The following is a 22,245-nucleotide window of genomic DNA, read 5'->3' as shown; positions in this document are numbered from 1 at the left end:
TTTAATTACTGCCCCCGTTCCGGATAGAAGGAGGAAAATTGGATTTGAATATTAGCACCACCGGATTGCCGGACCACGAAAGGATTTTGGGTGGCCGGAGTGAGGCCATCCTCGACCTGCTGCAGCTGATTGCCATTGCCCTGTTGCTCAACGACCATGTTGACGCCATCGACTTCCGGCGTGAATCCTGCGGGCCCTGAGCGGTCGTAAAGGTTATTATCACCCTGCTGGGCTACGATCATCCGGTTGTTGTCGCCACTGAAGCCCCCAAGGTTCGCCTCGTTGTAGAAGCCCTGCTGTGTGACGAGGAGCTCATTAGCCTGCCCGGTATTGGAAAAGTTGATATTGTTGAAACTGCCCCGCTGCTGCAGGTTCAGGCTTTCTTCCGACGTTTGTTGCTGCTGTATAAAGATGTTATTGTTATCGCCCTCCTGTAGCACGCCGAGCCCTTCGGACAGCCCCAGCTCATCCAGGTTGAGCCCATTGTCGAAAAGGGCCTGAGGGGCAGGTGCATTTACGGGCTGACTATAGCCGGTTATCCAGGCTGATGCGAAAGCGAGGAAAAAGATGAAGTTGCGCATGAGTTTGGAATATCTTGGTTAAGAAAAAACCCGCAGTGCAAAAACCTTGCACTGCGGGCATTATGATCTTATGGTGTAGGGCCTTGCTTAACAACGCAATTGTTGTTATTGCCAAAAACCGCTACATGCGAGTTGTTGAATGCTCCGGTCTGTTGGACATCCACCATATTCATGTTACCGAGAATGCCCACTTCAGAGGTATTGAAGCTGCCATTCTGTGAAATATTGATGGTATTGTCGCTACCGATCATGTTAATCGTTGACAAGTGCCCGGTACCATCCTGGTCAATCATTGAGCGGTTGTCGTTACCGAACAACTCAGTGATCAGGGAGGTGTGCCCCAGGCCATCCTGCCGGACCTCAGCATAATTATTACTGCCGCCAACGTCCCCCAAGACGGAAAGGTGGTCGTTGCCGTTTTGGTAAATATGTGCATCATTGGCGTCGCCCATCAGCTGTCCTACAACTGAGGCGTTATTGTTGCCATTTTGGTCAACCGATGCGTAGTTTTGGTTGCCATTGATCTGCCCGATGAGTGAGCTGTTGTCCTCACCGATCTGATCTACGTAGGCTTCGTTTCCAGTGCCGGTTTGAAAGGTACTGGCAGAATTTCGGGAGCCATTTTGGTTGGTGCGGGCGGTATTGTTGGTACCGTTCTGCACTACGATAGCTTCCCCTTCGAATGCATCACCAAGCCCGGCCATCCCCTGATTGATTTCAGCGGAGTTGCTGCCGGTTTGGCTGACGCTTACTGTGTTCTCATCTCCCCTTGTATTTACCTCTGAGGCATTGGCTGTCTGTGACAAACCAGTGCCGAAGGAGGCGATGAAAATAACAGCAAATAGTATTATTTGCTTCATGGTATCTGAGTTTGGGGAATAAGTGAGTTGAATCTAATTTAACAGAGTATCCGTTTAACTAAAGTACAAGGATAGAGGAGAGTGGCTTTGCACCACCCTCCTATCTACCATGTACTACTAGTTCTTGGATTTCTGGCTTAAGATCCTTCTCTAAAAGACGGATCTATTAATTGTTGCTCTGTGTAACAGTCGTCGCGTTACCGTTACCCATGATGCTATTCAGGCTGCTGTGGTTATTACCGTCCTGCATCACATTGATACCGTTCATGTCACCGTCAATCATGACACCGTCACCAGCAAAAGTAGAAGCGCCAATATTGTTATTGTCACCTGTCTGGAGAAGATCAACGGTGTTGTTGTCACTATCAAAGCCAAAGTAGCCGGAGATCGTGTTGCCATTGCCATCCTGTTTAGCATCAACGCCGTTGTTGTCTACGCTACCACCTGGTGCAGGAGGCGTGCCGCGGAGGTTCATGTAGAAATTGTTATCATCACCCAATTGAGTAACGCCAACATCGTTGCCGTCGCCCCAGATTTCAGTGCGTGCCAGGTTGGAATTGCCAGTCTGGGTATTGCTCACAACGTTGCCATCACCGGAGCCGGTCTGCACTGCTTTGTTGAGATCGCCCATCTGGTCAATGGAACCGATGTTGCCATTACCTTTCTGAGTAACTGATGCTTCGTTGTCACTACCATCTTGTATGATACCGAAGTTCTGACTGAACGGACCAGTAGTAGTCGGGCCACCAACACGGTTGCCATTACCTTCCTGGAAAACAGTAGCGCTGTTGTCGTCTCCCGTCTGATCTGTCTTAGCCAGGTTGTTATTACCAATCTGATCGATATCGACATCACTATAGGAAGAACCGGTTTGACGAGCAAAGATGAGGTTGACATTGCCTGCTTGGTCGAGGTAAGCTTCGTTCATGCTCACACCACCGGACTGCTGTAACTTACTTTCGTTAAGGTCACCAGCCTGGTTTTGAATACCCAAATTAGGACCGTTAAAAGCGCTGGCTTCGGCTACGTTATCGTTACCAGTTTGCGTCTGCCGGTGCTCATTTCCATCGGCAAAGCCAGGGCCCGCCTGAGGAGCGCCGGTATTGAAGTCGCGCTGTACATTGATGCTGGCGCTGTTGCGGTCACCAGTTTGCGTTTGAACGCTCAGGTTATTGTTGCCATTTTGGTTGGTAAGCGCAGTGTTGTCAGCACCGGTCTGTGTAACGAAGGCGTCACTGAAGTTTGCCGTAGCGGGACCACTAGTGTTACCAGCAACCTCACCTTGTGCAACAGTTGAACTGTTGTTAGAACCGGTTTGGTCTACTGTTTGCTTGTTAGTGTTACCGTTTACATCGACAGCCGATTTGTTTGCCTGAGCCATAGCCAGGCTTACGCCCAATACCAGGGCAAATGCGGTTAAAATTACCTTTTTCATTGTTCTAAGGTTTGTGTTAATTAGGTTTATCAAAAAATGGTTGTTCACTTCTTTTGAGGCATAGCTCAGCCACTGCCTCTAGGTGCAACAGCATACTAAAGGGCAGAGAAAAGGCTGCCGCTATGCAGGACATTTAGTGACCTGTATAGCGATACTACACCCTGCATCCGCACATTCCATCACGCAAATAGCATTCAGGGAATATGCAGGACAGCATAGTCAGTTCGGAATAGTCGAAATATAAAGTTGTAAGCGGGGGAATAATGAGTGGGAAGTCAATTGCTGTTCACTTCCCGGAAACTTAAATCAGTTGTTTATAGTGTTGTATGTCCCTCCATAAGGACGATACAAATATAGGTAGGATTATGCACACAATTCTGACATTCTACGCCACAATCCTGCCAAAGTCATTTGTTGCGGTTGATGGCCTCGTTTGGGCGCACACCGTAGTACTGTTGGTAAACGGTAGAAAAGTAATCCGCTCTTTGGTAGCCTACAGACTTAGCCAGTTTGCTGAGGTCGCCAGTGTAGCCTGCTTTAATCATTTTATGGGCTTTCACCATTCTGGCATTCTGAATGTACCGGTTGGGGGTACGGGAAGTGAGCTGTTTGAGCTTTCGGTAAAACTGCCGTTCACTCACATAAAGCTTTGATGCAATTAGCCCGACTGTAAACGAGGAGTCTGCCAGGTTGCTCGCAATAATACGGTCAACCTTGGTCAGCCATTCTCGTTGTGCCGGGGAATGACGGTTGTTCGAAATCATAGCAGAAGGGGGTGCCATAGTGTTGTTAAGTTTTAGGTGTTTGGTCATTAATTAAACTTTCCATATGGGTGGAAAAGACGAATTACGCATTGCCGATAAGACAGGAATGAGGTTGTTTTAAGTATTAAAAAAACCAGGGCTACCCTTTATGCGCTTACAGCAAGCTCTTGCACCGGTTAAAATTAAATTCACCTGCCTCCGGTCAGATATGAGGGAGCTGTTGCCTCTGCCTCATCTGTTCTTTTCTATTGTACAGTGCAAAGAATGGCAAGGGGGTAGACGAACGGTTCCCGGTCCTCGCTTTAAAATACATCAATCGACTGGCTGGGGCGAAAGCCATACCTGGATTCGAATAACCTGGAAAAGTAATTGGTTTTGGCATAGCCAACCAAATTTGCCAGATGACTGGTGCTTTGCACTTGCCCAGCATCCAAAATCTTTTTGGCGCGCTCTAACCGCCACCGTTGGATTAACTGATTGGGTGTGAGCCGAGAGGCTTTTTTGACTTTTCGGTAGAACTGCCTTTCGCTCATTAACATTTGCGTGGCAATTTCATCTACAGTTAAGGATGGAGAAGATAATTGCTTTTCGACTTTTCGCCTGACTTTACCCAGCCAAATTACATCCTCTGCTGAAGTGGAATGATTGCTGGCGGGTAGTGATTTTTTGAAAGTTGAATGAAATTCTTTACGTGTGTTGGACATAGGGTTAGGTTTAATGGTTACCGTGCATACCTGTTCCTGTCAAACATTCAACTATAAACCGTATAGTTTTTATCCGTACTTGTAGGCTAAGCCTCAGCACATAGAAGTTTAGTAAAGGGAATAATCTATTTTTGAAGTAAGGGGGTGGAGCTGGGAATAAATGCTCCAGGTAACATTTGAACCCGCTATTTTTATGTGCAATTATAACAAAGCACAATTTCTGTACGCAAATAACGAGATGTTACGTTTATCATTAACTATGCCCTAAAGATAGGGTTTTGTCAACCTATTATTCTGCCAAAATTACAATACCCGGCTGGAAATGCCCGGTTTGGTCGTCAACACGCGCTTATTTGACCCCGCATTCTGCCGGGCAGACTCCGCCAAACGCGCATTTTTGCATTTATAGACAATTGCAATCCTTTGATTATCAGTTGTTTTTGGTACCAACTATGCTCTTAGCCTTATAAAAAAGCTCTGAACAGTTCTCTGCTGTCAGGATAGCCTTCGCGGCCCGGTGAAGGTCTTCGGTCGTGATTTCCTGATAAAGCGCCGCTTCCTGATTGATGAGGTTGGCATCACCGAGCAGTTCAAAAAAGCCAAGATTCATAGCTTTATTGACGACATTAAGCTCAGAGAAAATCAACATGCTTTCGACCTTATTTTTTAGTTTTTGCAGCTCTCTTTCGGGTATAGGCGCTGCTTTGAGCAATTCGAGTTCTTTCCAGATAGCAGCTGCCGCTTCATCCAGGCTAACGCCTGCTGCGGGCTGCCCCTCAATGACGAGGAGCCCGGGGTCGATACTGCCGGAGACGTAGCAGTCAATGGTTGAGAACAGTTGTTGCTCCTTCAGCAGGCGGCGGTACAAACGAGAGGAGCTGCCGTTGCTCAGTACGTCTGAAATCAGGTCCACGACGTAGTAATCACGCTGATAGCGGGAGGGCATATGAAAGGCCAGGTAGAGCGCATCCACTGGTACATTGGCTTCGTTGATGCGCTTTTCAAAGCGCTTTTGTGGGGGCTCCTGAGGAAGTTGCCGCTTCCGCTCCGGACCACGGGGGATTTCGCCAAACCATTTTTCAGCCAGTCGCCTGACCTCCGCAGTGGTTACAGCACCGGCAACGGTGAGAATGGCATTATTGGGGCGGTAGTGGGTGTAGAAAAATTCTTTTACATCCTCAATCGTCGCATCTTCCACATGTTTGGGCACTTTACCAATTGTCGGCCATCGGTAGGGATGGACCTTGTAGGCCATATCCGCAATATGGTGCCACACATCACCGTAGGGCTCGTTCAGGCAGGTCTCCTTGAACTCCTCGAGCACCACTTTACGCTGTATGTCCAGGACCTCCTCGTCAAAATTGAGGGCCATCATGCGGTCGGATTCCAGCCAGAATGCCGTTTCCAGGTTCTCGGCAGGGAGGACTTCATAGAAATTAGTAATGTCGTTGTTGGTGAAGGCGTTGTTGTCGCCTCCGGCCATTTGGATGGGCGTGTCAAAATCGGTGACGTTGGCGGAACCGCCAAACATCAGGTGCTCAAAGAGGTGGGCAAAGCCCGTTTTTTCGGGCGACTCATCTCTGGCCCCTACGTTGTACAGCACATTCACGGCTGCCATAGGCGTACTATCGTCCTCATGAACGATGACTCTCAGGCCATTTTCGAGCTCAAACCGTTCGAATTTTATCACTTGCTCTTGCTTTTATTACAGCTGTTTGCACAGCAATTGCACGCTATTTACTTACAAATGCTTGAAAAATCAAGGACTACACACCAAACAAGAACATTTTCGCATCTGTCAGGTTGTAACGAATTCCCGAAAAATTAACCACACTGGGCCCGGTGGCAAAATTATTGCCATCATGAATCGAACAGATATTTCCCGCCTGCGGCAGTACCGCAGTACTAACCTTAAGCTTGGCCTGATCCTGGCTTTGGGCATGGTCATTACAGCTTTCAACTGGACCGTTGAGGACGAGCCGCCCCTGCATTATGAAGACCGCATCATACCGGATGACCTGGCGTATGAAGTGGTGCGTACGCAGTCGGCACAACCGCGCCCTAAGCCGCCTCAGGTCCTGACCGCTGAAGTGGAACCTGTAGACGAGCCCATCGCGGCTTTTACACCTGAGCCGGTAACGATTGATCCGCCAGTTATTTCAGAACCAGGCCCGGCAGTTGGTATACCGGAACCGGTAATATATGAACCCGCACCAGTACCCCCCCAAGCCTAAGGACAAAGCTCCGCCTATCTTTAAAGTCGTGGAAGAAATGCCGGTTTTTGGGGACTGTACAGCGTTGCCCTTAGCCGAGCGGCGGCAGTGCTCTGATGCGGCTTTGCTCAGCTACATCTACAAGCACATCCGCTACCCGGAAGCAGCCAGAGACAATGGCATTGAAGGAACGGTCTTCGTACAGTTTGTAGTGGAGAAAGATGGTAGCCTCAGTCAGGTCAAAATCCTTCGGGATATTGGCGGGGGCTGCGGCAGAGAAGTGGAGCGGGTGGTGGCCGAAATGCCGAAGTGGTCGGCACCGGGCAAACAACGTGGCCGACCGGTGCGGGTACAATTTAATCTTCCTGTCAAATTTAAACTCCAATAAAATGCACCGGATACTGTTGTTTTGGCTTTTAGGACCGGCCATGGCTTTGGGGCAGGCGGAAGGAGGTGCCCCTCAGGAAGAATCTATATGGTTCAACGGCGATGAACACCCTTACCTTGCTGCTTGCGCAGGAGATAAAGGCCAACGTCGGAGTTGTACGGAATCGTTGTTTTGGGATGCTTTATTAGGCAATCTGACAAGCCCGGAGATAACAGATAGCCTAAACCCTAAAGCCTACATAGTTTTACAATTTGAAATTACTATTGAAGGGCGCATGGAAAACGCCCGGATTGCCAGAGACCGGTTGGGGCCCTCTTTCGCTGATGCTGCTCTAAGTGCTTTATTGAAAGTCGTCAATAAGGGAGAGGAAATGCGCTGGGTGCCATTCAAATCGTTTGGCAAGGCTCATCGGGTGACCTACAATGTACCTATCCGGGGGCATCATTTTTTAAGATTGAGTGCGTCACAGAACAATTTGGCAGACAAGGGCAAAGGAGATTCTGTAGCTGTGATGCTCACTTTCAGAAGCGCTGGAATGCCTGGTCAGAGGCAAGCGGCTCCATATGCTGTGCCTCAGCTAGCAACTTGCAGTGAGAACACTGCAAAGGGTGCCGCCAGCGAATGTACCCTTTCCCGGATTCAGGAGTATTTGGTAGCCCATTTGCGTTGCCCTTCGCATGAGGAAGGTTTCTCACCTCAGTACCCGGGCGTAACCGCTCGCTTCACCATCCGCGCAGATGGGCAGATGGAGCCGGAAGCAGAGGTGGTCCGGACAATTGGACCAGAATACGGCCGTGCCGTTCGGTTGCTCCTCAGGCAGATGGCCCGCGATAGCTCCATGAGATGGACGCCGGGCGAATGCAGCGAACAGGCTTTGGACAAAGAGGTATTCCTCTATGTGCCTTTGGAAATCTTTGAGCTGGCCTGTTTGAGTAATCCAAAGCTTTTGCCACCACCCCCGCCGCCACCACCCCCGCCGCCGATAATCCGTTGCAGTGAAGTATTCAAATGGGTGCCAAATATGCCCCGCTTTCCAGGCTGTGAGGACCTGGCAGACCGGAGTGACCGGGAAAAATGTGCAAAGGAGCAATTGAATGCCTACCTGCAATCAACCATTCAGTACCCGGAAGAAGCCGTCCGCCTTGGTATAGAAGGCACGGCTAAAATCCGGTTTATCGTGGAAAAAGACGGAACAGTGAGTAGTGAAACTATTGTGCGTGATCCTGGCGGCGGGCTGGGAGAGGAGGCGCTGCGTATTGTGCAATCCATGCGCCAACAGGGGATTCAGTGGGTCATTTCCGGAAGGTCAGGGAGCCGGGCTGTTGATGTGCAGTTTATCGTTCCAGTTGTATTCAGGCTGTCTGACCATGTGACAAACTAAGAATTACTGGTAGTTTTTCGACAGAGCAGTGGCCTGAAGTTTGGGCCCTGCTCTTTTTTTGACATAGCCTGACAATTATCATTCGAGTCCTAATTGGCTGTTTCTTATATTTGGAGCTGTATCAAAAGCCATCTATTATGCCACGCCCGGATTATAGCAAGCTCGAACTAGACTTTGACCTTCTCACTGATCAGATTCCTGAGGGAGAAAGCTGGGAAACCCCTGAGAAAATTGGAGTGCCCCCGTCGGTGACGCCAGAATACTCCGGGAGCCTCAGGCATTTGTCTTATGTAGCCGGTCTGCCACCCTACCTGCGGGGCCCGTACAGTTCTATGTACACGATTCGCCCATGGACGATCCGGCAGTACGCGGGCTTTTCTACAGCGGAGGAGAGCAACGCCTTCTACCGCCGCAACCTGGAGCAGGGGCAGAAGGGGTTATCCGTGGCTTTTGACCTGGCCACCCACCGGGGGTATGATTCTGACCACGAGCGCGTAAGTGGCGATGTGGGCAAAGCAGGGGTGGCCATCGATTCTGTAGAGGATATGAAAGTCCTCTTCGACCAGATCCCGCTGGACAAAATGTCCGTTTCCATGACGATGAACGGAGCAGTGATTCCTATCATGGCCTTCTACATCGTCGCTGCCGAAGAGCAAGGGGTAAAACCGGAGCAACTGAGCGGAACGATCCAAAATGATATCCTCAAGGAGTTCATGGTGCGCAATACCTACATCTATCCGCCTCTGCCTTCCATGCACATCATCGCAGATATTTTTGAATACGCGGCTAAAAATATGCCCCGCTTCAACTCCATTAGCATCAGTGGCTACCATATGCACGAAGCAGGAGCGACCGCTGATATTGAACTGGCCTACACCTTGGGCGATGGGTTGGAGTACATTCGTGCCGGGCTGAAGGCCGGGTTGGGCATTGACGATTTCGCCCCTCGCTTATCCTTCTTCTGGGGCATTGGGATGAACCACTTTATGGAAATTGCCAAAATGCGGGCAGGGCGGATGCTTTGGGCTAAAATTGTGAAACAGTTCAATCCACAGAACCCGAAGTCCATGGCGTTGCGCACGCACAGTCAGACCTCCGGCTGGAGCCTGACTGAGCAGGACCCTTTCAATAATATTGGCCGTACAGCAATCGAGGCGCTTGCAGCTACGTTGGGCGGCACACAGTCCCTGCATACCAACAGCCTGGATGAGGCCATTGCATTACCAACAGACTTCTCTGCCAAAATTGCCCGCGACACACAAATCTACTTACAACAGGAAACAGACATCACCAAAGCGGTAGACCCCTGGGCGGGCTCCCACTACGTAGAGTACCTTACCGGTAAACTGGTAGATCGGGCCTGGAAACTAATAGAAGAAGTAGAGGAGCTTGGCGGTATGGCCAAAGCTATTGAGAATGGACTGCCTAAGCTGCGGATCGAAGAGGCTGCGGCGCGTAAACAGGCGCGTATTGACAGTGGTAAAGATCAAATCATTGGGGTCAATGTGTTCCGCCGGGAGTCTGAAGACCCGATGGATATCCTTGAGGTGGACAATAGTGCCGTTCGCGAATCGCAAATTCGTCGAATTAATGAGGTGAAAGCGAAACGGGACGAGGCGGCGGTCAGGCAGGCGTTGGATGCCCTTTACGAGTGTGCGAAGTCTGGCCAGGGCAATCTACTTGAAAAAGCAGTGGATGCAGCGCGGGTCAGGGCAACCCTCGGTGAAATTTCTTACGCCATGGAGCGGCACTTCGGCCGGTTTGTTGCGCAGACTAAGTCGATCTCCGGCGTTTACTCCAGTGAGATCAAAACAGACCATGAGTTTCAGCAGGCCCGGGAACTGGCTGACCGCTTTGCTAAGCTGGAAGGCCGCCGGCCCCGGATTATGGTGGCGAAATTAGGGCAGGACGGGCACGACCGGGGTGCGAAAGTGATCGCGACCAGCTTTGCGGACCTGGGCTTCGATGTCGATATAGGCCCGCTGTTCCAGACACCGGAAGAGGCGGCCCGTCAGGCTGCGGAAAACGATGTACACATCTTGGGTATTTCTTCTCTGGCTGCCGGGCACAAAACATTAGTCCCTGCTACCATTAAAGCACTGGAAGCCATCGGCCGGGAAGACATCATGGTCGTTGTCGGAGGCGTCATCCCCGCTCAGGATTATCAATTCCTGTATGACGAAGGCGTGGTGGGCGTATTTGGCCCGGGCACTAAAATTGCTAAAGCCGCCTCACAAATTCTGACCGTCTTAATTGAAAGTTTGGAAGAGGTTGCCTAGTGTTCTGTCATTTTATTCCAGACAGACCGTTAGTAGGCTCGCTCGCGCTATACCACTGCTGCCAGCCAGCTCGCCTGACTGATGGCCCGCTTGGCATCCAGCTCGCGAGCCTCATCCGCACCACCGATGAGGTGCACCTTCAGGCCGGCGTCTTCCAGTGGCTGCTGAAGGGTACGCTGAGGCACCTGTCCGGCGCAGACCACCACGTGGTCGACTTCCAGCAAACGGGGCTCGCCTTTGTGCAAGATGTGCAGCCCGGCATCGTCCACCCGCTGATACTGTACCTCACTGAGCATTTCGACTTGTTTTTTGCGGAGGCTCTGCCGGTGGATCCACCCGGTCGTCTTGCCCAGCCCGGCACCAGGCTTGCCTTTGGAGCGTTGCATCAGGTAGATTTGCCGGATGGGCGGTTCTGGCTTCGGCTTGGTCAGTGCCCCCGGATGCTTATAAGCCGCATCCACGCCCCATTCTTCCAAAAAGGCTTCTACCGGTTGAGGAGTATTCGAAGTGGGATGGACGAGAAACTCGGATACATCAAAACCAATACCGCCTGCACCGATGATGGCGACCCGCGCGCCCACCTCCTGATTGTTCAGTAGCACATCCAGATAGCTCAGTACTTTGGGGTGGTCAATACCCTCTAATTGTATCTGCCTGGGAGAGACGCCAGTGGCCAGAGCTACCTCTTCGAAGCCTTGCCCGGTAAGGTCGGCCGCTTCAATCCGGGTATTGAGATGCAGGTGAACGCCATGCAGCTCAAGCTGACGCCCGAAGTAGCGCAGGGTTTCATGAAACTCTTCTTTGCCCGGAATACGCTTAGCCATATTGAATTGTCCACCAATTTTGTCGCTGCCTTCAAAAAGATGCACTTCGTGCCCGCGCTGCGCAGCTACGGTAGCAAAGGCCAGTCCTGCCGGGCCGGCGCCAACTACCGCCAGTTTTTTCTTCGTCTGTGCAGGAGTATAATGGAGTTCAGTTTCGTGGCAGGCCCGCGGATTGACCAGACAGCTGGCTGTTTTGTTCTCAAAGACATGATCGAGGCAGGCCTGATTGCAGGCGATGCAGGTGTTAATCTCATCCGCCCGGCTCTCCATTGCTTTTTGCACAAAGTCGGCATCCGCCAGAAAAGGGCGGGCCATAGAGACCATATCGGCATGGCTGGCTGCGAGGATTTCCTCTGCCTTTTCCGGGGTATTGATGCGGTTGGTGGTGATGAGGGGGATGCCTACCTTGCCCATCAGGCGTTGGGTGACCCAGCTGAAGCCACCCCGGGGCACCATCGTCGCGATGGTCGGTACCCGGGCTTCGTGCCAGCCAATACCCGTATTGATGATGGTTGCACCCGCCGCTTCAATCTCGCGGGCGAGGTGCTCTACCTCTTCCCAGCTGCTGCCGTCGTCTACCAAGTCGAGCATAGACAAGCGGTAGATGAGGATGAAATTTGGCCCCACGGCTTCGCGTGTGCGGCGCACGATTTCAACCGGAAAGCGGATACGGTTCTCGTAGGAGCCTCCCCATTTGTCAGTACGCTTATTGGTTTTGGAAACGATGAACTGATTGATGAGGTAACCTTCTGAGCCCATGATCTCCACTCCATCGTACCCAGCCTCCTGCGCCAGTTGAGCCGTGCGCACGAATGCACGGATGGTCCGCTCCACGCCACTTCCACTCAGCTTCCAGGGTTTGAAAGGTGAGATCGGTGCCTGAAGGCGGGAAGGGGCCACTGCCAGGGGGTGGTAGCCATAGCGCCCGGCGTGCAGGATTTGCAGACAGATTTTACCCTCTGCTTCGTGTACGGCATCCGTGATTACCCGGTGGTTGCACATCTCCCGGCGGTTGGACAGCTTAGCAGAAAAGGGCCCGACCCAGCCCGCCCGGTTGGGCGCTATCCCACCGGTGACCATCAACCCGACGCCACCCCGCGCCCGTTCGGCGAAGTAGGCGCCCATTTTTTCGAATCCGTTTTTCTCCTCCTCCAGGCCGGTATGCATAGAGCCCATGAGCACACGGTTTTTGAGGGTGGTGAAGCCTAAGTCGAGTGGTGCGAGGAGGTTGGGATAGTTTGGGTGCATGGTACGTTAATTTAGAGCGATGAATCTAGCGAAATTTCGCTAGATTCATCGCTAAATCGGCCTGTTTTTTTAGAGCCTGTTGGGATTTTGCTTTTGGAGCGAACGCAGTCAAATTTTGTTCTGATTAAGGCGTGATGAGGGAACATAGCCTTAGCTAAGTGACCGAAGAACAACGAAGAGCAGGACAAAATTTGGCAAGAGCAGCCCGAAGTGTAAAATCCCAACAAGCTCTTAAAAAGTGCAATTTGTTATACACACTCATTGACCCCCTATTCCGATTTAGTCTGCCCCACAATTCCGGAGTCATTGACCCCCAAACGCTGCTTGTCTTACATCAAAACCAGCAGTGGCGATCCCCGGCGAAGTGGAACACCCCTTATTCCAGTAGCTGCCTCCAAAAAAAGGCAGCCCGAAGGCTACCTCCCAAGATAGTTGCAATTATATCCAGGCTGTAGCAGCCTCTTTTAAAACTCTTAATTACATCCCAGCTGCTCCTGCGACAAGGGGTCGTTATTTGGAAAGCAGTTGCCCGACAGGACCTCCTCTGGCACAAAACGTTCCAGGTTGGGATCGTACAGCCCGTGCTCCAAAAACGCCACCAAATCTGCAATTTCCTGCTCCGTAAGGTTCAGGGGGTGCAAATAAGGCGAGATTTGCCCCTCGGGCACCCGGTCGTTCTCGGGCTCACCTTCATTAAAATATTCCACCACCGCACGCAGGGAATGCCGGCTGCTGCCGTGGAAATAGAAGGGCGAGTTTTTCATATTGTAGAGCTGCGGCACCTTAAATTTGTAGAGGTCTTCTTCCCGGCCAGTGAAGCCACCGCGGCCGAGGTTACGGATATCCTGCGGGCCAGTAGCGAAGGCTCCGGACTCCCAGAGGTCGCGTACGCCCAGAGCGTGAAATTCAGTGCTGCTCAGGGAAGCCCCTTTGTGGCAGCGGTAGCAGCCCGCTTTGGTGAAGAACACCAGCGCGCCGGCTTTTTCCTGATCATTCATAGCTTCTTCTTCGCCCCGCACCCAGCGCTGAAAGGGCGCTTCGGTGGTTGTGAGCGAACGCAGGTAAGCCGACAGGGCAAAACTCGTCGTCAGCCGGGTGTAGCGGTCCTCTTCAGGGAAGTCTGCAAAGGCGGCATCGTACATCGGCAGGTACCCCAGGGTGTCCAGCCAGCCTTCCGTCACCCGCATACGGTGCAGGGTAGTGCCTTCGATGATCTGCGCCTCCAGCCCATCCAGCCCCAGCTCATTGACTTCGGCGTCGCCCACCCAGGCATGCTCCGTACCTTCGTTGGCGTGATTAGCACCAAACTTACCACTCCAGGTAGAGTTGGTAACAAAAGCGGTATTGAGTACGCTGAGTGGACGAGCGCCTTGCACGTCAAGCTCTTCTTCGGCATAACTGATCAGGCGCCCGCGGCTCTCGCCGTTGCGACCAAACCCTACGCCTCCATCGGCGATGCCCTGTTTGGCACCGGGCATAAAGCCAGCAGAGGGCACATGACAGCTCCCGCAGGAATAAGTCCCTTTTCCGGTGTCATGCATGGCATCAGCTGCCAGGCCGGTCTCAAAAAAAAGCATCCGGCCTAATTCTATTTTTTCACGGGACAGGGGATTGCCGACGCCGGCAGGCACCCTTCCCAGTTCTGTATTACTGTTGGGCAGTTGGAAATAATCTAATGTCCCATTGGGCGACAGCTCGCTTAAACGGCGCTCCAAACGGGTATCCAACGGGTTGGGAAGTTGCTCACTGGTACAACCGATAATGGCGGTCAGCGCAATACCCAACAATAGCGATGTGGTCTGTTTATAGTTTGCTTTCATGGTGCTGAGCGGGGGGACTATGATTCAGAAGTTTATCGGGGGGAAACGGGGGGAGTAATAAGTGTTACGGATGGTTCTTCCGGATGTTTCAAATGGGTTGGTTTTTTTTTGAGTATCCGGTTGTTTTTCGCAAAATCAGCAACACCGTCCGGGCTTCCCTTTTCGAACCTAATTCCACGCAGGACTGTTTCAGCCGTAATACATCAACTATACGCTACGAGCTATGCAAAAGCATTTTTCTCTGGAAGACATACTGGCCATGGAGCGGTTTTTCCGCCGCGATTTCATGAATACCATCTCGGGCTACCGGAGCTGCCACCTGATGGGCACCCTGAGTTATAAGAAAGTGCCGAACCTGGGGCTGTTCAATAGCATCACGCACATTGGGGCAACGCCTCCTCACCTGGGGTTTATCATGCGCCCGCTGACGGTGCCCCGGCAGACGTACCACAACATCAAGGCACAGGGGTACTTTACCCTCAATCAGATCACCGAAGATATGATGCATCAGGCACATCAGGCTTCAGCCAAGTATGCGCCCGATCAGTCTGAATTTGAAGCCGTGGGGCTGGAGCCACAGTACACCTCTCTACACCCGGCACCCTACGTCACGGAGAGCCCGATCAAGCTGGGGCTGGAACTAGCCGAAGAGCACCACATCAAGGCCAACGGAGCCATCTTTGTGATCGGTAAAGTAGTGGAGGTCATCATTGATGAGGAGCTGATTGCAGAAGACGGGCATATCCTCCTGGAAAAAGCAGGTATCCTTAGCGTTGCCGGGCTGGACAGCTACTATAAGCCCGAGCTGATTGACCGCCTGGACTATCCGAGGCCTTAGAGTCAAAACGGTAGACACCCTTCCTTTCTCATGACGAAGTACTGCCGGACTTTTCCTACTTTTGTACTTTGGTGCCCGCGTTGGGCCTTACTAACTGAACGAAAAGGTTGATTCATGAAAAAGACGGGCTATCTGTTCTTCCTCCTGTTTACGATTACGCTGCTCAACTGCAACCGCTACGCCCGGGAAATTGATACGAGCTACCCGACCCGGTTTGACCTGGGGCCGTTCAACCTGCTGGATGAGACGATCTCACAGCTGCCTTACTACAACAGAGATGAAGTCTTCTTTGTAGACGAAAACAGCGCTTCCGTTAGTTTTTCTATTGTCAAAATGGCGGAGCCTGCTGCAGATTCTATGGAAGTTTTTGTGGACAACATCTATGACGACAGCACCGGTGTGCGAAGCACTTTTTCTTCTGAGTACCTGGACGACACCCTGCGCAGCCCGGCCCTTAACCTGGAGCTCATCGTGCGCCTGCGCGCCAGGCCCAACCTCGACAACCCGGGCAGCCGCGATGTAGGTGACTGGGTAGAAGTCTGGTATAAGCTGTCAGGTGACCCCACTTTCCGCCTGGCTTTCGAGCAGGTATTCAATCAACGGAGCTGGCCCGCAGACGAGCTCACGCCACCGGTGGATGAGCTCACGATCTTCAACCGCATTTTTGAAAACGTCTGGGTGCATCAGGTCCCCAACTCGCCCAGCGAAATCTATTTCAACCGGCAGTATGGCATCGTTTCCTTTACGGATGGCTCCGGAAAGCTGTGGCGATTTCAGAATTTGGAGTAGTGCATGGCTCCCCTCTTTTGGGAGCGGTTTCAACCTTACCTCTAAGGCGCTTCCGCCCGCTACCACAACCTGCCTTACGGCTCTTCCAAACAGGACCTGGTCAGACAACTGGAACAGGAAATGAAGACCTACGGGTCCTGACCTTCCCGGCAGTAGCTCAGTTTCCCGGGAATTCTCCGTATTTTGCGGGTCCTGAATATGGAAAAACTACGCTTCCAACGCACCAAATACGGCAAAGAGCTGCTGATCGATGCCTGTGATGAATCTGAACTGGAACTCCTCGCAGACACGATGGTACCTAATTTTTATATTCTGGCCTTTGTGCAAAAAGGCCATGGAACGTACTACCTCGACACGGCCTCTATACCGCTACAAGACTACAGCGTGCTGTTTATCAAACCCGGCCAGGTCAATAAAGTAGATGCGGCTCACTTTGAACGCTGCCACCTGATGTTTTTTGAGGGCGACTTCCTGGACGAGTTCTTCAACGACAAAGACTTTATCTTCAAGTTTGATTTTTTCCACAACCCCGAGCTGCCGTCTTATCTGCAGCTGCCACCCGCGCAATTCCAGGCCTATTACAACCTGGCGCAGGAGGTGAGGGCAGAGCTCCGTGAGCAGACCCCGGAAAGTCCCCACATCCTACGGTCCATTATTTACTACCTTTTGGTAAGGCTCAATCAGGCTTATGCCCGGGCCTATGGCACCTCCGGGCACCCCCTTTCCCACCCTACCCTGCTCGCCTTCCTGCGGCTGCTCGAAAAGCACATCAAGGCCCAACGCACGGTAGCAGCTTACGCCGAACGGCTGCACATCAGCCGGGTGCAGCTCAACAACCTGTGCCAGCAGTACTTCGCCAAAACCGCCCGCCAAATCATACAGGAACGGGCCATGGCGGAAATCAAAAAGGCGTTGAAGTACTCCACCCTCAGCCTTTCGGAAATTGCCTACGACTTCAACTTCTCCGCCCCTTCGCATTTTTCCCGCTTTGTCAAGCAAATGACCGGGCATTCTCCACAGGCATTCAAGGATCATTTATCAAATTGGTAAGCCCTTTTTCAAATGGGTAACCCCTGCACCTTCCGGCATGGGCATCTTTGCAGTATTGATTTTCACATTAGAGTTTATGAACATGAACTCTATCCAAATACAGCAAAATGAAATACCTGATTTTATTCGTTCTATCCGGGTTGTTCCTGGCTTGCTCTCCTGTCAAAAAAGGGCAGCTGATAGAAAAAGAAGCCCCCGTTTTTGAAATTGCCGTCCGCAAAGTCAAAGAAGGCATGAAAACGGAATTCGTCGACCGGCGCGCCGATTTCATTACCAAGCTCAAACAGCAAGATGGGGTGAGCAACGACCGGGAGTTCCAATCTTTTTATGCCTTACCGGAACCCGATCAGCAGGAAGTCTTCATTGGCATGACCCAATACGCGACCGGTAAGACCGTTGGCAAAGTGCAAAGTAAAGTGCTGGGCAAGTTCCTCAAATTTGCCAAAACCATGGACCTGAAAGCCTACGTTTTTGTACAGCCCACAGAAGGGGGCGCTTTCGATCTGGGGAGCCTCGCCAGTAAGCCCGGACAGGTGCTTGAGGTGGCGGTACGCCGGGTCAAACCAGGGCAGGAAGCCGCTTTTGATGATTCACGTAAAGCTTTCGTATCCTGGCTCGATCAGCAAGCCGGCCTGGAAGGCAGTTGGGAATTCAAAGTAGTCGGAGGGCAGGACACCGATAACCTTACGGTTGGCATGTCTGTGTACGAAAGCCAGGAAGCTTTCCAGGCCATCGCTCAGAAGGCACAGTCTTTGCCCGAAGCAGGTGCCTACTTTTCCACCTTCGATCCGGTTGCCCTGCAATACGCCGTCAGCACTACCAATCAGTAAGAGCGTGTTGGGACTTTGCTTTTGGAGCGAACGCAGCCAAATTTTGTTCTGATTAAGGCGTGACGAGGGAACATAGCCTTAGCTACGTGACCGAAGAACAATGAAGAGCAGGACAAAATTTGGCAAGAGCAGCCCGAAGTGTAAAATCCCAACACGCTCTAAGAAGAAAGCCCCCCTTTCTTTTCAACCATTAGCGTTTATTAAAACTTAACCAATGACACCCATTTTTGAACTCGCCATCAATAAGGCGAACCCCGGACAATACGATAACTTCCTCAAGGCCCGCGCCGAATTTGTAGCAGTGCTCGGGCAGGAAGCCGCCACCCTGAACGAAGGCAAGTGGAAGCCCTTTTTTACCGTCGGCGAGCTCGCCCTTGACGACGTGCTTATCGGTATGACGCACTGGAACTCCATGCAGGGCTTTGGCGAAACGGCGGGCCGGCTGATGCCACAACCCGTTACCCAAAAATACTTTGCCAGTTTTGAACAGCTGACTTATGTGCTGCTGGAAACCGCCGATGGCAAGCCCTTCGATATGGAGCCCATCAAGCAAGAAGGGCTGGTCGTAGAATTTGCCGTGCGCAAAGCAACTACACCTGATGCTTTTGGGGCGCCCAGAACAGCGTTTTTCCAATCGCTTGAAGCGCACAAGGGGTACCGATTTGCCCGGGAATTCAAAGTGCACCAACTCGATGAAAACAGCATGCCGAAGTTTCAGGAAGGTACACAAGCCGTGATTATCGTCTGGGACAGCCTTGAAGACTTTCAGTCGGCTGCCAACCCGATTTTTGCATCCGCCCCCTACCAGGATTTTGCCAAAAACGTAGAGGTTTCTGCCTACTTTGCATCGGCACCGGTAGCGCTTTAATCAATGGGCCTCTGCCCAAAGGAACCATTCTGTATACCCCTGAGCCTGTTGCCGTAGCTTTGTCTTAGAGCTTGACTGAACGGCAGCAGGCAATTTATCAAAAATACTTCACTGATCATGGCAGGCAGTATCTCGTCCTTTGTAGCAGAAAGTCAACGTTGGAAAAGCGGGGACCACCAAAGCCTGATCGATTACCAAAAGCTGGGCAAAGCGGCAAAATTGTCTATCCCAACACCCGACCACTACCACCCCCTGCTCTATGCGCTGGGGCTTCAACGGCCACAAGACAAAGTCTCCTTCCCTATTGAGGGCATTTCCTACGGCAGCATCAGCATGCGGAGTGTCCTGATTGAAGCGGCTTAGGGCGGCAACCGCACTGCCTCCCTTACCCACCGGTACCGGTCAGCAGCCGGTGGCTACCAAGGCAAATTTAGCGGGCGGACCTGAGCTTCATAAAAAGCCCTGAGCTGCCCCACCAAGGCTGCCGGCAAAGGCTTATCCAGGCTACGGATATTGCTGCGGAGCTGTTCCAGGGAAGTGCTCCCGGGAATCACCGTAGATACGACCTCCGGCGCCAGGCAAAACGCCAGGGCTGCCTCAGGAAGCTGAAAGTCTGCGCCCAGCAGTTCCTCCACCTCCGCAACCAAAGCCGCCCGTTGCGCTATATCAGACCGGGACCAGCGCGACCGCACCCCATCGAAGGTACTGTCCGGGCCATACTTGCCAGACAGCCAGCCGGAGTCCAGAGGTATTTTTGCGATGAGGGCCACACCCGCTGCCTGCGCCTGCCCAAACGCCCGTGCCGTACCCTGATGCAGGATATTGAAGAACGCCTCAATCACCGACCCGTTGGTGGTATCCAGGAATACCTTCATCTCCTCCCAGGTATCGAGAGAAGCGCCATAGGCCCTGATTTTGCCCTCCGCTACCAATCGTTCCAACAGCTCATAATGAGCCGAAGCCCGGTTGCCATCAAGCAGCTCCTTCGGTGGATTGTGAAAGAGTGCGGAATCCAGGTAATCGACCTGCAGCCGCCGCAGGCTGCCCTCGACAGACACACGGATGGCATCGGGCTCAAAATCGAGTTGCCCCTCCACCGTATGCCCAAATTTGGTATTGAGGACCACCCGGCTGCGGTCGGTACTTTTCAGCGCCCTGCCCAGCCGTAATTCGCTCGTGCCCTGCCCGTAATTCGGTGCCGTATCAAAAAAATTGACGCCCTCGTCCAGCGCCACCTCCACCATTCGGATAGCCTCCTGCTCCGGCATCGCCTGCCAGTCTGCCCCCACCCCCAATTGCCAGGTGCCCATGCCCATTGCAGACACGAGTGGTGATTGGGGCGTATATTTTCTGTATTCCATAGCCAGTAAAGGTAGGGAAAGTGGTGGGCTTGGTACGCTGGGTGCCTGGTAAAGGGGGGCAATGACTCCGGAATATGCAGCACTTCGTCCCGAAAATCCTTCCCGCAAACTGCGGGACAGGCTATTTAACTTAGGTTAAACTCCGGTTTTCGCGCCTCGTCTAACCAAAAAAATTATTAGTTTTCGACTAAAAGACAAAAATCCCAATACGCTCTCAGCTAAAACACGTTGCATGATCACCAGTATTCATCAATTAGATCCGTCTAAAAAATATACCTATACGGATTACCTTGGCTGGCAGCTCGACGAAATGGTAGAGCTGATCCGGGGCAAAATCGTGCGTATGTCACCAGCCCCCAATACCAGGCATGAGCGCATATCAAGCAACTTCTTCCTCATTATAGGAGGTCACCTGAAAAATCAAAAGTACCAGGCTTTCAGAGCCCCTTTCGATGTCCACCTGCCTGCTGGTGAAGGTGAGACGGTCGTACAACCGGATATCTGTGTCGTTTTCGACCCCGACAAACTGGATATGCATGGCTGTAATGGTGCGCCGGGCTGGATCATTGAGGTGCTTTCCAGAAGTACCGCCCACAAAGACCTTACCGATAAGTTCGAATTATATGAGCAAGCCGGTGTACAAGAATATTGGGTCGTGCACCCGGAAGAAGGCACCTTAATTATTTTCCAGCTTGATGACAACAACCGCTACCAACTCCGCCGTCTCAACCCTTTCACCAAGCAAGAAGCAGTGACCGTCGGTGTCCTACCTGACCTGACCGTAAACCTTGGGGAGGTGTTTACTAGTTGATGAGCATAACATCCACAACATCGGATGACCAATAGCCGGGCAGTCTGAACCCTCTCAGACTACCCTAAAAGCAGAAGGGTACAAGCGTTTCAATCCTAATTGCTCTGGATAATGCGCTTGAAGAACCGACCACAGAATACACCGAAGACACGGAAGAGCGTTTCAATCCTAATTGCTCTGGATAATGCGCTCGAAGAACCGACCACAGAATACACCGAAGACACGGAAGAGCGTTTCAATCCTAATTGCTCTGGATAATGCGCTCGAAGAGGCGATCACAAGTTCTATCAAGGGCGCTTCGTAGGGTTTCAATCCTAATTGCTCTGGATAATGCGCTCGAAGAAGGTTGTTGTTTTCAATTCGCGTCCCATTTTTAAGTTTCAATCCTAATTGCTCTGGATAATGCGCTCGAAGAAAACCGGCTATGAATACTATCATCTTAGCAGCCTGTTTCAATCCTAATTGCTCTGGATAATGCGCTCGAAGGGCGTTTTTTTGCTGGGGTGGGGTAGTAGGTTCTAAGTTTCAATCCTAATTGCTCTGGATAATGCGCTCGAAGACCGCCCCGCTGCGGGCTAAATCAATTAATGATGTTGTTTCAATCCTAATTGCTCTGGATAATGCGCTCGAAGCAGGCAGGCGAAAGGACTGCAAGCGATGCGTAGGTAGTTTCAATCCTAATTGCTCTGGATAATGCGCTCGAAGCGTGGGCGCAGATCGTAGCAGGGACGCTAAGTGCCTAGTTTCAATCCTAATTGCTCTGGATAATGCGCTCGAAGCGTCCGTTGGGCGCAATGCGGCCGCTATAGGCCATGTTTCAATCCTAATTGCTCTGGATAATGCGCTCGAAGCAGATAATTTGGTTTTTTGAAACACGAAATAGTTCATCGTTTCAATCCTAATTGCTCTGGATAATGCGCTCGAAGTTGTCTGTGTTAGCTAATATCCTATCAGGGGCACTAGGTTTCAATCCTAATTGCTCTGGATAATGCGCTCGAAGCTCATCGTTCGGTATTGTGTCGGTTTGAGCAAAGCCAGTTTCAATCCTAATTGCTCTGGATAATGCGCTCGAAGTTCCCTGAGCCAGGGTTGTAAGAATATTTTTCACGCAGTTTCAATCCTAATTGCTCTGGATAATGCGCTCGAAGTTTGGATGAGGCCTATCGTAAATGCCTATGTATTGGGTTTCAATCCTAATTGC

The 22,245-nt window shown here is 51.7% G+C and carries 20 protein-coding genes and 1 CRISPR repeat array; of the genes, 11 read left to right on the top strand and 9 right to left on the bottom strand.

Annotated features, from left to right (window positions below):
• Nucleotides 1-5: 5 nt before the first annotated feature.
• The 6 genes from RIC19_RS22785 to RIC19_RS22760 all read right to left on the bottom strand — a co-directional run bounded on the left by RIC19_RS22785 (nucleotide 6) and on the right by RIC19_RS22760 (nucleotide 6,034).
• Nucleotides 6-581 carry a hypothetical protein gene (locus tag RIC19_RS22785; protein WP_350180691.1) on the bottom strand — a complete coding sequence of 192 codons (576 nt, stop codon included), beginning with the start codon at nucleotides 579-581 and terminating at the stop codon, nucleotides 6-8.
• Between the two features lie 68 nt (nucleotides 582-649).
• On the bottom strand, nucleotides 650-1,441 hold the full coding sequence (locus RIC19_RS22780; protein WP_350180690.1) for a hypothetical protein: 792 nt from the start codon (nucleotides 1,439-1,441) through the stop codon (nucleotides 650-652).
• Nucleotides 1,442-1,607: 166 nt separating this feature from the next.
• Nucleotides 1,608-2,876, bottom strand: a complete 1,269-nt coding sequence (locus RIC19_RS22775) for a hypothetical protein (protein WP_350180689.1) — start codon at nucleotides 2,874-2,876, stop codon at nucleotides 1,608-1,610.
• A gap of 407 nt (nucleotides 2,877-3,283) precedes the next feature.
• The gene (locus tag RIC19_RS22770) at nucleotides 3,284-3,658 is read right to left on the bottom strand and encodes a helix-turn-helix transcriptional regulator (protein WP_350180688.1); all 375 of its coding nucleotides are present in this window, start codon (nucleotides 3,656-3,658) and stop codon (nucleotides 3,284-3,286) included.
• Between the two features lie 284 nt (nucleotides 3,659-3,942).
• Nucleotides 3,943-4,344 carry a helix-turn-helix transcriptional regulator gene (locus RIC19_RS22765; RefSeq protein WP_350180687.1) on the bottom strand — a complete coding sequence of 134 codons (402 nt, stop codon included), beginning with the start codon at nucleotides 4,342-4,344 and terminating at the stop codon, nucleotides 3,943-3,945.
• Nucleotides 4,345-4,774: 430 nt separating this feature from the next.
• Nucleotides 4,775-6,034 carry a M16 family metallopeptidase gene (locus RIC19_RS22760; RefSeq protein ID WP_350180685.1) on the bottom strand — a complete coding sequence of 420 codons (1,260 nt, stop codon included), beginning with the start codon at nucleotides 6,032-6,034 and terminating at the stop codon, nucleotides 4,775-4,777.
• Between the two features lie 172 nt (nucleotides 6,035-6,206).
• On the opposite strand from RIC19_RS22760, the gene RIC19_RS22755 reads away from it, so the two are divergent.
• The 4 genes from RIC19_RS22755 (at nucleotide 6,207) to scpA (ending at nucleotide 10,605) form a co-directional block, all read left to right on the top strand.
• Nucleotides 6,207-6,578, top strand: coding sequence for a hypothetical protein (locus RIC19_RS22755; protein ID WP_350180684.1), 372 nt, complete (start codon nucleotides 6,207-6,209; stop codon nucleotides 6,576-6,578).
• Entirely contained in the window at nucleotides 6,547-6,945 is a 399-nt protein-coding gene (locus RIC19_RS22750; RefSeq protein ID WP_350180683.1) for an energy transducer TonB, read from the top strand. The genes RIC19_RS22755 and RIC19_RS22750 overlap by 32 nt, the downstream gene beginning before the upstream one ends.
• A 1-nt stretch (nucleotide 6,946) precedes the next feature.
• Nucleotides 6,947-8,326, top strand: coding sequence for an energy transducer TonB (locus RIC19_RS22745; RefSeq protein ID WP_350180682.1), 1,380 nt, complete (start codon nucleotides 6,947-6,949; stop codon nucleotides 8,324-8,326).
• A 137-nt stretch (nucleotides 8,327-8,463) separates the two neighbouring features.
• Nucleotides 8,464-10,605 (top strand): methylmalonyl-CoA mutase, encoded by a 2,142-nt coding sequence (scpA, locus tag RIC19_RS22740; protein WP_350180681.1) that lies wholly within the window; start codon nucleotides 8,464-8,466, stop codon nucleotides 10,603-10,605.
• Nucleotides 10,606-10,652: 47 nt separating this feature from the next.
• Here scpA and RIC19_RS22735 read toward each other — a convergent pair whose 3' ends face one another.
• Both RIC19_RS22735 and RIC19_RS22730 read right to left on the bottom strand, forming a co-directional pair.
• Nucleotides 10,653-12,677, bottom strand: a complete 2,025-nt coding sequence (locus RIC19_RS22735) for an oxidoreductase (protein ID WP_350180679.1) — start codon at nucleotides 12,675-12,677, stop codon at nucleotides 10,653-10,655.
• A 473-nt stretch (nucleotides 12,678-13,150) separates the two neighbouring features.
• Entirely contained in the window at nucleotides 13,151-14,497 is a 1,347-nt protein-coding gene (locus RIC19_RS22730) for a cytochrome-c peroxidase (protein WP_350180678.1), read from the bottom strand.
• Between the two features lie 223 nt (nucleotides 14,498-14,720).
• On the opposite strand from RIC19_RS22730, the gene RIC19_RS22725 reads away from it, so the two are divergent.
• The 6 genes from RIC19_RS22725 to RIC19_RS22700 all read left to right on the top strand — a co-directional run bounded on the left by RIC19_RS22725 (nucleotide 14,721) and on the right by RIC19_RS22700 (nucleotide 19,235).
• A complete protein-coding gene (locus RIC19_RS22725; RefSeq protein WP_350180677.1) occupies nucleotides 14,721-15,335 on the top strand; it encodes a flavin reductase family protein in 615 nt (204 codons plus the stop codon).
• A 114-nt stretch (nucleotides 15,336-15,449) separates the two neighbouring features.
• On the top strand, nucleotides 15,450-16,124 hold the full coding sequence (locus RIC19_RS22720; RefSeq protein WP_350180676.1) for a hypothetical protein: 675 nt from the start codon (nucleotides 15,450-15,452) through the stop codon (nucleotides 16,122-16,124).
• Between the two features lie 198 nt (nucleotides 16,125-16,322).
• Nucleotides 16,323-17,174: a helix-turn-helix domain-containing protein gene (locus tag RIC19_RS22715; protein ID WP_350180675.1), complete on the top strand. Its 852-nt coding sequence runs from the start codon at nucleotides 16,323-16,325 to the stop codon at nucleotides 17,172-17,174.
• A 107-nt stretch (nucleotides 17,175-17,281) separates the two neighbouring features.
• Nucleotides 17,282-18,004 carry an antibiotic biosynthesis monooxygenase family protein gene (locus tag RIC19_RS22710; protein ID WP_350180674.1) on the top strand — a complete coding sequence of 241 codons (723 nt, stop codon included), beginning with the start codon at nucleotides 17,282-17,284 and terminating at the stop codon, nucleotides 18,002-18,004.
• A gap of 214 nt (nucleotides 18,005-18,218) precedes the next feature.
• On the top strand, nucleotides 18,219-18,872 hold the full coding sequence (locus RIC19_RS22705; protein WP_350180673.1) for a hypothetical protein: 654 nt from the start codon (nucleotides 18,219-18,221) through the stop codon (nucleotides 18,870-18,872).
• 117 nt (nucleotides 18,873-18,989) lie between these two features.
• Nucleotides 18,990-19,235, top strand: coding sequence for a hypothetical protein (locus RIC19_RS22700; protein WP_350180672.1), 246 nt, complete (start codon nucleotides 18,990-18,992; stop codon nucleotides 19,233-19,235).
• A 53-nt stretch (nucleotides 19,236-19,288) separates the two neighbouring features.
• Here the strand turns inward: RIC19_RS22700 and RIC19_RS22695 are convergent, their stop codons facing one another.
• The gene (locus RIC19_RS22695) at nucleotides 19,289-20,233 is read right to left on the bottom strand and encodes an aldo/keto reductase (protein WP_350180671.1); all 945 of its coding nucleotides are present in this window, start codon (nucleotides 20,231-20,233) and stop codon (nucleotides 19,289-19,291) included.
• A 232-nt stretch (nucleotides 20,234-20,465) separates the two neighbouring features.
• On the opposite strand from RIC19_RS22695, the gene RIC19_RS22690 reads away from it, so the two are divergent.
• On the top strand, nucleotides 20,466-21,044 hold the full coding sequence (locus RIC19_RS22690; protein WP_350180670.1) for a Uma2 family endonuclease: 579 nt from the start codon (nucleotides 20,466-20,468) through the stop codon (nucleotides 21,042-21,044).
• Nucleotides 21,045-21,130: 86 nt separating this feature from the next.
• Nucleotides 21,131-22,192: a CRISPR direct-repeat array (repeat unit 37 nt; unit sequence GTTTCAATCCTAATTGCTCTGGATAATGCGCTCGAAG).
• Nucleotides 22,193-22,245 lie beyond the last annotated feature (53 nt).

It is taken from the genome of Phaeodactylibacter sp. (genome assembly GCF_040219495.1).
Lineage (GTDB): Bacteria > Bacteroidota > Bacteroidia > Chitinophagales > Saprospiraceae > Phaeodactylibacter.
The sequence above is the reverse complement of the archived record's forward strand: the minus strand, read 5'-3'. Positions and strand labels throughout refer to the sequence as shown.